General features: G+C 69.8%; 13 protein-coding genes. 5 read left to right on the top strand and 8 right to left on the bottom strand.

From position 1 onward, the window contains the following. Positions 1-31: 31 nt before the first annotated feature. The 4 genes from mnmE to ACTJIL_RS15025 all read left to right on the top strand — a co-directional run bounded on the left by mnmE (position 32) and on the right by ACTJIL_RS15025 (position 5068). The gene (gene mnmE, locus ACTJIL_RS15010; RefSeq protein WP_440756415.1) at positions 32-1381 is read left to right on the top strand and encodes a tRNA uridine-5-carboxymethylaminomethyl(34) synthesis GTPase MnmE; all 1350 of its coding nucleotides are present in this window, start codon (positions 32-34) and stop codon (positions 1379-1381) included. A gap of 114 nt (positions 1382-1495) precedes the next feature. After that, complete coding sequence (locus tag ACTJIL_RS15015) at positions 1496-2512, top strand: TonB family protein (RefSeq protein WP_440756639.1); 1017 nt, start codon at positions 1496-1498, stop codon at positions 2510-2512. Between the two features lie 281 nt (positions 2513-2793). Beyond that, the gene (locus ACTJIL_RS15020; RefSeq protein ID WP_440756416.1) at positions 2794-3975 is read left to right on the top strand and encodes a class I SAM-dependent rRNA methyltransferase; all 1182 of its coding nucleotides are present in this window, start codon (positions 2794-2796) and stop codon (positions 3973-3975) included. A 61-nt stretch (positions 3976-4036) separates the two neighbouring features. Then, positions 4037-5068: an OmpA family protein gene (locus ACTJIL_RS15025; protein WP_440756417.1), complete on the top strand. Its 1032-nt coding sequence runs from the start codon at positions 4037-4039 to the stop codon at positions 5066-5068. A gap of 222 nt (positions 5069-5290) precedes the next feature. On the opposite strand, the gene ACTJIL_RS15030 is transcribed toward ACTJIL_RS15025, so the two are convergent. Beyond that, a complete protein-coding gene (locus tag ACTJIL_RS15030) occupies positions 5291-5650 on the bottom strand; it encodes a DUF488 domain-containing protein (protein WP_440756418.1) in 360 nt (119 codons plus the stop codon). A 10-nt stretch (positions 5651-5660) separates the two neighbouring features. Continuing rightward, on the bottom strand, positions 5661-6221 hold the full coding sequence (locus tag ACTJIL_RS15035) for a DinB family protein (RefSeq protein WP_440756419.1): 561 nt from the start codon (positions 6219-6221) through the stop codon (positions 5661-5663). 113 nt (positions 6222-6334) lie between these two features. On the opposite strand from ACTJIL_RS15035, the gene rmuC reads away from it, so the two are divergent. Continuing rightward, the gene (gene rmuC / locus ACTJIL_RS15040) at positions 6335-7669 is read left to right on the top strand and encodes a DNA recombination protein RmuC (protein ID WP_440756420.1); all 1335 of its coding nucleotides are present in this window, start codon (positions 6335-6337) and stop codon (positions 7667-7669) included. A gap of 44 nt (positions 7670-7713) precedes the next feature. Here the strand turns inward: rmuC and ACTJIL_RS15045 are convergent, their stop codons facing one another. The 6 genes from ACTJIL_RS15045 to ACTJIL_RS15070 form a co-directional block, all read right to left on the bottom strand. After that, positions 7714-8808, bottom strand: a complete 1095-nt coding sequence (locus ACTJIL_RS15045) for an MlaA family lipoprotein (RefSeq protein ID WP_440756421.1) — start codon at positions 8806-8808, stop codon at positions 7714-7716. Positions 8809-8873: 65 nt separating this feature from the next. Continuing rightward, the gene (locus tag ACTJIL_RS15050) at positions 8874-9164 is read right to left on the bottom strand and encodes an STAS domain-containing protein (protein ID WP_440756422.1); all 291 of its coding nucleotides are present in this window, start codon (positions 9162-9164) and stop codon (positions 8874-8876) included. Further along, positions 9151-9810: an MlaC/ttg2D family ABC transporter substrate-binding protein gene (locus ACTJIL_RS15055; RefSeq protein WP_440756423.1), complete on the bottom strand. Its 660-nt coding sequence runs from the start codon at positions 9808-9810 to the stop codon at positions 9151-9153. The genes ACTJIL_RS15050 and ACTJIL_RS15055 overlap by 14 nt, the downstream gene beginning before the upstream one ends. Next, a complete protein-coding gene (gene mlaD, locus ACTJIL_RS15060) occupies positions 9807-10352 on the bottom strand; it encodes an outer membrane lipid asymmetry maintenance protein MlaD (protein ID WP_440756424.1) in 546 nt (181 codons plus the stop codon). The genes ACTJIL_RS15055 and mlaD overlap by 4 nt, the downstream gene beginning before the upstream one ends. Positions 10353-10437: 85 nt before the next feature. Continuing rightward, on the bottom strand, positions 10438-11187 hold the full coding sequence (locus tag ACTJIL_RS15065; RefSeq protein ID WP_440756425.1) for an MlaE family lipid ABC transporter permease subunit: 750 nt from the start codon (positions 11185-11187) through the stop codon (positions 10438-10440). Beyond that, complete coding sequence (locus ACTJIL_RS15070) at positions 11187-11987, bottom strand: ABC transporter ATP-binding protein (RefSeq protein ID WP_440756426.1); 801 nt, start codon at positions 11985-11987, stop codon at positions 11187-11189. Before ACTJIL_RS15070 ends, ACTJIL_RS15065 begins: the two co-directional genes overlap by 1 nt. Positions 11988-12188 lie beyond the last annotated feature (201 nt).

Below are 12188 nucleotides of genomic sequence, written 5' to 3' on the forward strand. Positions count from 1 at the left end.
GTTGCGGGCCGGGTCTGCGAACATGTCCGTCATGACCGACGCTCACGACACCATCGTCGCCATCGCCACCGCGCCGGGTGCCGGCGGGGTCGGCATCGTGCGCCTGTCGGGCCCGCGTTCGCGCGACATCGCACGCGAGGTATGCGGCGACAAGGCGCTAAAGCCGCGGCTGGCGCGGCACGTGCGCTTCGTCGATGCGGACGGGGCGACGATCGACGACGGCATCGCGCTGTATTTCCGCGCGCCGGCCAGCTACACGGGTGAGGACGTGGTGGAGCTGCAGGCGCACGGCAGTCGCGCCGTGCTGCAGCAACTGGTCGAACGCTGCCAGGCGCTGGGCGCGCGCGGCGCGCGGCCGGGCGAGTTCAGCGAACGCGCGTTCCTCAACGGCAAGCTCGACCTGGCCCAGGCCGAAGCCGTCGCCGACCTGATCGCCGCCGGCGACCAGCGTGCCGCCCGCGCGGCGCGGCGCGCGCTGGACGGCGAGTTCTCGCGCCGCATCGACGCCATCGCCGCCGAACTGCTGGCGCTGCGGGTACACGTCGAGGCGGCGATCGATTTCGCCGACGAACCGCTCGACACCCTCGGCGGCGGGCCATTGCGGCGACGACTGGACGACGCGATCGCGCTGCTCGATGCGCTGCTCGCCGACGCCGAACGCGGCCGCAAGCTGCGCGACGGCCTGCACGCGGTGATCGTCGGCCCGCCCAATGCCGGCAAGAGTTCGCTGCTCAACGCGCTGGCCGGCAGCGACCGCGCCATCGTCACCGACATCGCCGGCACCACCCGCGACCTGCTGCACGAGACGGTGCGCATCGACGGCGTCGAACTCACCCTGGTCGACACCGCCGGGCTGCGCGAATCCGGTGACGTGATCGAGCGCGAAGGCATGCGCCGCGCACGCGACGAACTCGGACGCGCCGACATCGCCCTGGTCGTGCTCGATGCGCGCACGCCGGAGGCCGGGCGCGCCGAACTGGTCGCCGCGGTCGCGGGCGTCCCGACCCGGCTCTGGCTGCTCAACAAGAGCGATCTGCCGGGCACCGCGGCACCGCCGGCCGGGATGGACGACGCGCTGCAGGTCTCCGCCCGCACCGGCGCCGGGCTCGAGCAGCTGCACGAGCGCCTGCGCGCGCTGTGGCAGGGCCGCACCGCGGACGCCACCGAGGGTGCCTTCACCGCCCGCGCCCGCCACGTCGACGCCCTGCGCCGCGCCGCGGCCGAGCTCGCGGCCGCCCGCCAGGCCCTTGCCGCGGAGAGCCTGGACCTGGCCGCCGAGGCCCTGCGCGCCGGCCACGAGGCCCTGGGCGAGATCACCGGCCGGGTCGCGCCCGACGCCCTACTTGGTCACATTTTCTCGAGCTTCTGCATCGGCAAGTAGCGCGGCAGCGCGTTCAGGCGGCCGGGGAGTTGACAAACCGGTTGTACTATCGCGTCCTACGCAAGTGCACCAATCGCACATCCAGGGGGAGTACCGATGTCTTTGTCACAGTCCATGTCACCGCTTGCGCCCGACGCACGGCCGGCACACCTGCGCCTGGCGCTCGGGGTGTTGCTGGTCATCGCGATCAGCGCCTGCGGCAAGAAGGAAGACGCCGCGCCCGCCGCCGGCGGCGCGACGCCCACCGCCGCGACGCAGCCGGCCCAGCCGCCGGCGCAGGCCGTGTCGGCGGAGGTCGCCGCGCTCAGCGCCGACGACCTGCGCAAGAAGGCCACCCAGGCCTACCAGGAAAGCAAGCTCTACGCCCCGGCCGGCGACAACGCGATGGAGTACTACCTCGCGCTGCGCGACAAGCTGCCCGGCGACCCCGGCGTGTCCAGTGCGTTGACCGACCTGCTGCCGATGACCGTGATCGCCACCGAACAGAGCCGCGACCGCGGCGACTTCGACGAGGCGCAGCGTTTGTTCGGCCTGATCGAGAAGGCCGACAAGGACCATCCGTCGCTGGCACGGCTGAAGGCTAGCATCGCCACCGCGCAGGACGCCGAGATCAAGCGCGCCGAAGAGCAGAAACTCTCCGCCGAAGAGGAAGCGGCGAAGAAGGCACAGCTCGAGAAGGAACGCGCCGCGCAGCAGCAGCTGCAGCAGCAGCAGGTGGCCGAAAAGCTTGCCGCCCAGCAGGCCGAGCAGGCCGCCGCCGCCAAGCGCGAGGCCGACCAGAAGGCCGCGGCCGAGCGCGAAGCGGAGCAGAAGGCTGCGCAGCAGCGTGCCGCCCAGCAGACGCCGAAGCCGGTCGAGAAGGCGACGGTATCGGCGAACGACCTGCGTCCGATCAGCACCCCCGCGCCGCGCTACCCGATCGACGCCCTGCGCGCCGGCCAGTCGGGCGAGGTGCAGGTGGAATTCACGGTCGCCGCCGACGGCTCGGTCACCAGCGCCCGCGTGGTGCGATCGAACCCGCCGCGGGTGTTCGACCGCGAGGCGGTGGCCGCGGTCAAGCGCTGGCGCTTCGAACCGATCGGCGCCCCGGTCACCACCCGCCGCACCATCGGCTTCAACCCGGGGGGGTGAGCGACCGCGCTTAGCCGATGCCCTATCGGCATCGGCTGCGGTCGCGAACGCCCGGCCATGGATGGCCGGGCCGGACGTTCCTGAGCCTGCGTCGTTGCGCCACGGATGGCGGTGACCGGTCTTCGAGTGAAACGTACCGGTAGGAGCGGCTTCAGCCGCGAGCTCTTGCTCTTCGGATCGGGCGAAGAGCTCGCGGCTGAAGCCGCTCCTACACGAGCCGTGGCGACCATGCGCCGGGGCAAGGCCACGGATCCAGCAACCCGTTGCGCGATAATGCGCGCATGAATGACGCCATCCCCACCGTCCGCCTGCGCAATGCCTGGCGTGGCAGCCACCCGTGGATCTTCCAGAAGCTGGTGGAAAAACCAGCGCAGCGGCCCAGGCCCGGCAGCATCGTCGACGTGGTCGGCGTCGACGGCACCTGGATCGGGCGCGGTTTCTACAACGGCCATTCGCGCATCGCGCTGCGCATGCTGGAAGCCGATCCCGACGTCGCCGTCGATGCCGCGTGGTTCGCGCATCGCATCGGCGAGGCGGTGCGCCTGCGCCGCGACATCCTGAAACTCGACGCCGTCTCCGACGCCTGGCGCGTGGTGCACAGCGAGGGCGACGGCCTCAGCGGCCTGGTCGTCGACCGCTACGGCGACCTGCTGGTGGTCGAGTTTTTCAGCGCCGGCATGTTCCGCCACCGCGAGTGGATCTACGAGGCGCTCAAGGCGCACTTCCCCGGCGCGCGCTTCTACAGCTTCGCCGACGAGCACGTGCAGAAGCAGGAGAGCTTCGACTACCGTCCGGTGAGCAGCAGCGGCTCGGCACCGGAGCCGGCGATCATCACCGAACACGGCATCCGCTTCCGCGCCGATCCCGCCGGCGCGCACAAGACCGGGTTTTTCGCCGACCAGCGCGAGAACCGGGAATGGCTGTCGCACCAGGTCGAAGGTCGCCGCGTGCTCGACCTGTGCTGCAACACCGGCGGCTTCGGCGTCTATGCCGCGGCGCGCGGCGCACAGGAGGTGGTCGGCATCGACATCGACCAGGACGTGCTCGACATCGCCCGCGGCAACGCGAAATTGAACGACGTGCGCATCCGCTTCGTGCAGGCCGACATCTTCCCGTGGCTGCGCGACGCCGGCAACGCGGGCGACCTGTACGACGTGGTGGTCCTCGATCCGGCGAAGATGACCCGCGACCGGGAACAGGTGATCCCGGCGCTGAAGAAATACCTCGACATGAACAAGCTCGCACTCGGCGTGGTGAAGCCCGGCGGCCTGTTCGCGACGTTCTCGTGCACCGGGCTGGTCAGCGAGGAGCAGTTCCTCGACATGCTGCGCCGCGCGGCGTTCTACGCCGGACGCACGATCCAGGTGCTGAAGGTGGCCGGCGCCGGGCCGGACCATCCCTTCCTGGCCAACGTGCCCGAATCGCGTTACCTCAAGGCGGCCTTCTGCCGCGTGCTGGACTGACGTTCCGCCCGGCGACACAGATCCGTCGCCGGTGACCCTGCCGACCACAAGGAGTTCTCCCTTGAAATCGATCGTCCGCTTCCTGCCGGTGTTTGCACTGGCCACGCTGCTGGCAGCCTGCCAGAAGCCCGCCCCGCCAGCCGCCGAAGCGGCCGCCACCGCGCCGGCAGCAACGCCCGCGACTTCGGATGCCGAACCTGCCGCCGATGCTGCGACGCCGACCGAGGCCGCCATCGCCAGCTTCGACATCGAAAGCGTGCCGGTGTCCGACGCTGCGCTGGGCGAGTTCCCGTACTTCTCGCTGCCTGCCGGCTACGAGCCGATGAACCGGCCGGTGGAGATGGATTACGCCCGTTTCCCGTTCTGGACCGGACAAGGCTTCGAATGGGTGGAAGGCCGCAGCTACGAGGCCTCGATCGATACGGCGGACGGCAAGACCTGGTCCGAGTTCGAGCTGCGCAAGAACCTCGAGACGCTTCTCGACAGCGTCGGTGCGGTCAAGGTGGCGTCGTCGCGGATTCCGAAGGAACAGTACGACACCCTCAAAGAGGACGTGACCCAGGGCCATATCGAAGGCATCGGCGACATCTACAACGAACCGGCGACCGTCTACGTCATCCGCAGGGCCGACCGCAACATCTGGGTCCACTTCGTGACCAACAGTGCGATGGGCAACTGGCTGATCATGGAGACCAAGCCGTTCGAGGCGAGCGCGAAGCTGATCGATGCCGGCGCAATGAAGAAGCGCCTGGACGAGACCGGCAAGGTCGCGCTGCAGGTCAACTTCGCAACCGACAGCACCCGGATCGAGCCGGCGTCCAGGCCGCAGGTCGACCAGGTCGTGCAGCTGCTCTCGGACGATCCGGTGCTGCGGCTGTCGATCGACGGGCACACCGACAACACCGGCGATGCTCGGCACAACCAGACCCTGTCCGAAGGGCGTGCGCAGTCGGTGGTGGACGCAATCGCCGCCCGCGACATCGATGCCGCGCGCCTGCAGGCACATGGCTACGGCGACAGCCGGCCGGTGGCCGACAACGGCACCGAGGCCGGGCGCGCGCAGAACCGTCGGGTGGAACTGGTCAAGCTCTGACCCGCGCCGTCGATACAACAGGCCGGCACGCGCCTGCATGCCGGTGCTGCCCTTCGCGCCGCAGCCATGCAGGAGCGGCGGAAGCCGCGAGCTCTCGATCTTCGCCGCTCTTCTTCAAAAAGCTCGCGGCTGAAGCCGCGCCTACGGGAACCTGCAGCTACCTTCGCCCTATCTTGCGATCCCGCGGACCCGGCGCGAAACGCTTCCGCGTGTCGGCCCGTCCTAGCGCTTGCGGTGCGCGCGCAGGTACTCGCACAGCGCGACGGCATTGTTGTGTGCTTCCTCGCGGGTCCCGAACAGCAGCGTGTTGCGCCCTTTCGCCAACAGCTGCTTGCGCAGCGCGGCGACGCCTTCGGGGTTGGCGTCGAGCTCGGCGAAGTAGCGCTCTCGGAATCCGTCCCATTTCGCCGCATCGTGCCCGAACCATTTGCGCAGCGCGTCGCTCGGCGCCACGTCCCTGACCCAGGCGACGTCGCCGAGTTTCTCCTTCGACAGGCCGCGCGGCCACAGCCGGTCGACCAGGATGCGGTTGCCGTCGTCGTCGTCGGGCGGCAGGTAGGCACGCTTGCTGCGCAGCTCCACGGTGGTGTCCTCAATGCGGGTCGGGCGCCGCGGCGGTGTCCGCAGCGGCATCCGGAATCATGGCCACCAGGTCGGTGACGCCGACGTCCACGCCGGCCTGCGACAGCAGCGTGGTCACCTGGCCGCGATGGTGGGTCTGATGGTTGAAGAAATGCAGCAGCAGCGCGGCGAATTCGCGCCGGAACCCGCCGCCGCGGGTCTTGGCGTAGTGCAGCACGTGGCGCAGGTCGTCGTCGTCCAGCACGGACACCCAGCGCTCGATGATGGCGTCGAGCCAGCGGCGGTGCGCGGCAAGCGCGGTGAACTCGGGGAACGGCAGCGCGTCGAGTGCCGCGGGCGGCGGCAGCGCGCGGACCGGATCGAGTTCCGCGTGGCGCGCGGGCAGGCCGGCGAAGCGCTGCAGCCAGATCGTGTCGGCGACGACCAGGTGGTTGAGGGTGCCGAGGATCGAGCCAAAAAACGCGCCGCGGTCGTGCGCCAGCTCCGCGGCCGGCAACGAGCCCGCCGCGGCGTACAGGCGGGTGTTCATCGAGCGGTTGTAGGCCGCCAGCAGCACGAAGTGCGATCGCATCGGGGTTCTCCCGGGACAGCGGAGCTCCCGCGCATTGTCGCGCCGCCGCACCGCACGCGCCAGCGCGCCCGCCGGATCGCAACCACTGCGACGGCCGCGCTTACACTGGCGGCATGTCCGACACCCAACTCCTGCTGCTCTTGCTGGTCGCCGTGTTCGCGGCGATCGTCCTGCTGGTGGTCCTGCTGCTGCGCAAGCCCGAACGCGCGCTGGAAGCGGCACTGCGCGAGGAACAGCGCGACGGCCGAGGCGAACTGCGCCAGCAGCTCGACAGCCTGTCCGCGGCGCAGGCGCAGCGCATCGAAGGCTTCGGCGCGCGCCTGACCGAATTCAGCACCCGCACCGACCAGCGCCTGGACGTGCTGCGCGAGGCGCTGACCGAGGACGCGCGCAAGTCGCGCAGCGAAGGCGCCGACCTGCAGCAGCGATTCGCCGACACCCTGGGCCAGCGGCTGGCCGAACTGACCCAGCGCAACGAGCAGCGCATCGGCGAGATGCGCGCCACGCTCGAATCGCAGCTGCAGAAGCTGCAGGCCGACAACGCGTCAAAGCTCGAACAGATGCGCGCCACCGTCGACGAGAAGCTGCAGTCCACGCTCAACGCGCGGCTCGATGCCTCGTTCAAGATTGTGTCCGAGCGACTGGAACAGGTGCAGCGAGGGCTCGGCGAGATGCAGCAGCTGGCCACGGGCGTCGGCGACCTCAAACGCGTGCTGGCCAACGTCAAGGATCGAGGCGGCTGGGGCGAGGTGCAGCTCGACAATATCCTCGAGCAGACGCTGACCCAGGAGCAGTACCAGCGCAGCGTTCGCGTGCGACCCGGCAGCAGTGAGACGGTCGATTTCGCGATCCGCCTGCCGGGACGGGCAGACGACGACACGCCGGTGTGGCTGCCGGTGGACGCCAAATTCCCGCGCGAGGACTACGAGCGGCTGATCGACGCGCAGGACAAGGGCGACGCCGACGCCATCAAGGGCTGTGCGCTGCAGCTGGAACGCGCCATCCGTACGCAAGCGAAGTCGATCAGCGAGAAATACGTCATCCCGCCGCACACCACCGACTTCGCGGTGATGTTCCTGCCGACTGAAGGCCTCTATGCCGAAACTATCCGTCGCGCGGGGCTGGTCGACCTGCTGCAGCGCGAACATCGCGTAGTGCTGGCCGGACCGACCACGTTCACCGCGCTGCTCAACAGCCTGCAGATGGGCTTCCGCACGCTGGCGATCGAGAAGCGTTCCAGCGAGGTGTGGAAAATCCTCAGCGCTGTGAAAGGCGAATTCGGCAAGTTCGCGACTGTGCTGGAAAGGGCGAGCGGGCAGCTCGACACCGTGCAGAACAGCATCAAGGCCGCCGGCGTGCGCACGCGGGCGATCGAACGGCAGCTCAAGGGCGTGGAGACATTGCCGGGCGCGGAGGCGCAGAAACTGCTCGGCGATGACGACGAATAAACCGCTCCCACAGGACCTTCGATGGCCCGTGAGACAGAGCGCCGTCAGTTCGTCGGCGCGCCCGGGATGATCGGCATCACGTCCACCGGCACGGTCGGGTTGCCGTTGTCCTCGCGCAGGTAGTCGGGCAGCGCATCGTCTTCGGTCTTGCGTTCGCGGTCGCCGAAGATCTGGTAATTGCGGCGCTGCAGCCAGGCGTCGCGCACCAGCGAATAGTCGTCGACCGCGCCGGCGCGCATGCTGTCCACGGCGAACAGCTGCGTGCGCACGTCGACCAGCTGCAGGCCCTGCAGGAACACGCGGGTCTTGTCGTCCTCGACCTGGCGGATCGGCGACAGCTGGCCATCGCCGACCAGGCCGAAGGTATCGCGCACGGTGCGCGGGCCGAACAGCGGCAGCTCGACGTAGCGCGAGGTCTTCCAGCCCCACACGCCCAGCGTCTGGCCGAAATCCTCGCTCTTGTTCGGCAGCTTCGCGTCGCTGGCCGGATCGAAGATGCCGCCGATGCCCAGCGTGCTGTTGAGCGCGAAGCGTCCCAGCGACTGCGCCGCCTGCTTCGGCTTGCCCTGCAGCAGCGCATTCAACGCGCTGACCGGCTGGCCGAGGTTGTGGAAGAAGTTGCTCACGCCCAGCCGCACCGGCCGCGGCACCACCTTCACGTAGGCCTTGGCCAGCGGTTTGGCAATGGCGCGGTCGACGGCGTTGTTGAACGTGTGCACGCGACGGTTGAGCCCTTCCCAGGGGTCATAGCTGTTGGGCAGCTGCGCCGGTGCGGGCAGGGTGGCGTCGTAGACCGGGTTGTAGGGCGGCTCGCCGTAGAGCGCGGCGTAGTCGAGCTCGGCCTGGGTCGGCGCGGTGGTCTCCGCCTGCCCGTCGACCGCCGCGGTGGCGTCGGTGTCCGCTGCCGGCACGGCGAGGTCGTCGGCCACGGCATCTGCGGCGGAAGCATCGCCGACCTGCGGCGTGGCCGAAGCGGACGCATCGAGCGCCTGCGGCTGGACCACGGGTTGGACCGTCTCGGCGGCGCCCACGGGCGGCGGCGGTGCGTCGTCGCGCACGCCGCTGTGGCTGGCACAGGCGGCCAGCGCCAGCACCAGCGGGAGGCAGAACGTGGCGCGGAAAGCGGCAGGGCGGGTCATGGGGGCGGGACTCGCTGGAATCGGGGGAAGGAAACGCACGCGCATCGGACCGGTGGCCGCCGCGCTCAGGCCGCGAAGCCCAGCGCCGGGTCCAGCCGGTAGGCTGCGCGCAGTTCGGCCAGGCCGGCGGGCGTGCCGTCGACGGTGATGCCGCCGCCGGCGCGCGCGGCCAGCTCGGCCAGCAACGCAAGGCCGGCGCTGTCGATGCGGGTGACCGCCTGCAGGTCGAAACGGCGCACGCTGTCGAGCGTTGCCGACGCCTGCCGCCACAACCCGGCAACGTCGTCGCGCAGCAGCGCGCCGGTGAACACCAGCGCGTCGCCGTCGCGGCGGAGGCCGGCGTTACTTGTCGGCATCGGCCTGCAGCTGGCCGTTGCGCAGTTCGGCGGCGACCTGCGCGATCGACTTGGTCTGCAGCTGCTGGTCGAACTGCTGGCGGAAGGTCTGCACGAACGACACGCCTTCGACCATCACGTCGAACACCTTCCACTGGCCGCCGGACTGGCGCATCAGGTAGTCGACCGGGATCGCGTCGCCGTCGCTGCGCAGCATCTCGCTGGCCACCTTCACGCCGAGGCCGCGCGGCAGCGGGGTTTCCGACTTCACCCGCACACGCAGCTTGGTGTTGAAGTTGAGCAGCGACGAGCCGTAGCGCTGCATCAGGTTGTCGGCGAGCGCGTCGCCGAAGGTCTTGATGTCGGCGTCCGACGCGCCGCGGCCGTGGCGGCCGAGCACCTGGCGCGCCGCGTAGTCGCGGTCGAACATGGAGTTGAACTCGCCGCTGACGAACTGGCGCAGCGCGGCCGGGTTCTTCGTGAACTCCGCGCGGCGGCTTTCCAGCGTGGACAGGATGCGCTGGCTGTTGTCGAGCACCATCTTGCTGGGCGAGCCCTGGGTGGTGGCCGCGGCCGCGGCCTGCGGAGCGGCCTGCACCGGCACCAGGCCCGGCGCCGTGGCCAGCAGCACGCCGGCGACGAGAAGGGGGATGAGCTTGCGGTTCATGGCTGGGGGGCTTCCGTGGAGGAGGGGGATTGCGTCGCGCCGGCGTCATCGCCGGCCGCTGCGCCTTGCTCGGCCGCGGGCTTGCCGCCGCCACTGAACATGTACTTGCCGACCATCTGGATGATGTCGACCGCAGGCGTGGTGAATGCGATCTCCTCGCCCGGTTTCAAGGTCTCGACGTCGCCGCCCGGCTGCAGGCCGATGTAGCTCTCGCCGAGCAGGCCGTTGGTCAGGATCCCGGCCGACGTGTCCGCCGACAGGTCCTGGTAGCGGTTGTCGATGTCGAGCGTGACCACCGAGTCGAGCTTGACCGGATCGAGGGTGATGTCGCCGACCCGGCCGATGGTGACGCCGCCGATCTTCACCGGCGCCATCGGCCGCAGCGGCCCGATGTTGGTGAAGCGCGCCGTCAGCTCGTAGGTGTCGCCGCCGAAGCCGAACTTGCCGTTGGTCGAGGCGATCGCCAGCACCAGCAGCGACGCCAGCGCCAGCAGCAGGAAGGCGCCGACCGCGAATTCGAGACGTGGACCGCGGGTTGTCATGTTGGAGTCCTCAGGGATTTCATGTTGTCGTCAACCCCGCCGGCGCGGGAATGACGATCAAAAGCAAGGAGCGCGTGCAAGCGGCTCATCGGAACAGCAGCGCCGACAGCACGAAGTTGAACATCAGCACCAGCAACGACGCATTGACGACCGCGCGGGTGGTGGCGACCGAGGTGCCCTCGATGGTCGGCTCGGCGTGGTAGCCGACGTACGACGCCACCAGCGCCGCGGTGCCGCCGAACACCGCCGACTTCTCGAACGCGACCAGGAAGTCGTGGCGATAATCGACCGCGTCGCGCAGCACCTGCCAGAACGTGCCGGCATCGATGCCGATCACGTGCACGGCCTCGAAATAGCTCGCGCTGATGCCGAGGCTGCAGAAGAAGCCGGTCAGCAGCGGCACGCAGATCACCGCCGCCCAGAACCGCGGTGCGACCGCCTTGGCGACCGGGTCGATCGCCATCAGCCCGAGCGCGGTGATCTGGTCGGTGGCGCGCATCAATCCCAGTTCGGCGGCGATCGACGAACCGGCGCGGCCGATGAACAGCAGCGCGGTCAGCACCGGCGCCAGCTCGCGGTACAGGCCCAGGCCGACCAGCGCGCTGATCTGGTTCGCCGCGCCGTAGGTTTCCAGCGCGCGGTAACCCAGCAGCGTGACCGACAGGCCGACGAAGGCGCCGCCGACGGCGATGATCGGCAAGGACCGCGCGCCGATCTTGTAGATCTCGCGCACCAGTTCGGCGAAGAAGTCCGCGGTCGGCTTCGACGCACGCAGCACCGACAGCGAAAACAGGCCGGCGCGGCCGAGCGAGCGGGTGGCGGCGACGAACGGCATCACGCGGTCTCCCGGCTGCGTTCGGCGGTATCGAACGCGATGGGGCCATCGGGTTCGCCGCGCAGGAACTGCAGCACCAGCGGATCGGTGGTGGCTTCGAGCTCCGCAGGCGTGCCGGAGAACACGATCCGCCCGTTGGCGATCACGATCGCGCGGTCGGCCACCGGCAGGGTCTCGTGCACGTGGTGGGTGACGATGATGCTGGTCAGGCCGAGGCTGGCGTTGAGGCGCGCGATCAGGCTCATGATGACGCCCGACGCAATCGGGTCGAGCCCGGTCAGCGGTTCGTCGTAGATCATCAGCGGCGGGTCCAGCGCCAGTGCCCGCGCCAGCGCGACACGCCGCGCCATGCCGCCGGACAATTCGCGCGGATACAGGTCGCCGGCGGTGCGCAGGCCGACCGCATGCAGCTTCATCGCCACCAGCCGGTCGATCACCGGGCGCGGCAGCCGGGTGTGCGTGCGCAGCGGCAGCGCCACGTTCTCGGCCACGGTCAGGTCGGTCAGCAGGCCATTGCCCTGCAGCAGCACGCCGATGCCCTTGCGCAGTTCCAGCAACGCGCGCTGGCGCTGCGGCACCGGCTGGCCCAGCACCTCGACGGAGCCCGCGGCCGGCACCAGCTCGCCGGTCAGCGCCGCGAGCAGGGTCGACTTGCCGCTGCCCGACGGCCCCAGCACCGCGGTGATGCTGCCGCGCGGCACCGTCAGGTCGATGCCGGACAGCACCACCCGCGCGCCGCGGTCGAGGCGGACGTCGGACAGGCGCACGGCGATGTCTTGCGTTGGCGTGGCGACGGGCATGCGGGGGAGGCTCGGAAGCGGGGGACCGCAATCATGCGGACGAAATCCCGCGCAGCTTGGACAAAACCGGCTGAACAGGGCCGGAGTGGGTGAACCGGGCGGTACAGGAATTATGGCGCAATTCGAAGGGGAGGGCGCTCTTGAGGCAGCCGCTCCAGCCGTAAGCGTTTTGCTCCCTCCCCTGCGAAGGCAGGGGAGGGC

Origin of the sequence: Luteimonas sp. 22616 (genome assembly GCF_052044325.1) — a bacterium.
In the GTDB taxonomy this organism is placed as follows: domain Bacteria; phylum Pseudomonadota; class Gammaproteobacteria; order Xanthomonadales; family Xanthomonadaceae; genus Luteimonas.

Coding starts and splice junctions, on each gene's coding strand:
- ACTJIL_RS15050 (WP_440756422.1), bottom strand. CDS start 9,164: ATGCCGACAAGTAACGCCGGCCTCCGCCGCGACGGCGACGCGCTGGTG.
- mnmE (WP_440756415.1), top strand. CDS start 32: ATGACCGACGCTCACGACACCATCGTCGCCATCGCCACCGCGCCGGGT.
- ACTJIL_RS15065 (WP_440756425.1), bottom strand. CDS start 11,187: ATGCCGTTCGTCGCCGCCACCCGCTCGCTCGGCCGCGCCGGCCTGTTT.
- ACTJIL_RS15070 (WP_440756426.1), bottom strand. CDS start 11,987: ATGCCCGTCGCCACGCCAACGCAAGACATCGCCGTGCGCCTGTCCGAC.
- rmuC (WP_440756420.1), top strand. CDS start 6,335: ATGTCCGACACCCAACTCCTGCTGCTCTTGCTGGTCGCCGTGTTCGCG.
- ACTJIL_RS15020 (WP_440756416.1), top strand. CDS start 2,794: ATGAATGACGCCATCCCCACCGTCCGCCTGCGCAATGCCTGGCGTGGC.
- ACTJIL_RS15015 (WP_440756639.1), top strand. CDS start 1,496: ATGTCACCGCTTGCGCCCGACGCACGGCCGGCACACCTGCGCCTGGCG.
- mlaD (WP_440756424.1), bottom strand. CDS start 10,352: ATGACAACCCGCGGTCCACGTCTCGAATTCGCGGTCGGCGCCTTCCTG.
- ACTJIL_RS15035 (WP_440756419.1), bottom strand. CDS start 6,221: ATGCGATCGCACTTCGTGCTGCTGGCGGCCTACAACCGCTCGATGAAC.
- ACTJIL_RS15055 (WP_440756423.1), bottom strand. CDS start 9,810: ATGAACCGCAAGCTCATCCCCCTTCTCGTCGCCGGCGTGCTGCTGGCC.
- ACTJIL_RS15045 (WP_440756421.1), bottom strand. CDS start 8,808: ATGACCCGCCCTGCCGCTTTCCGCGCCACGTTCTGCCTCCCGCTGGTG.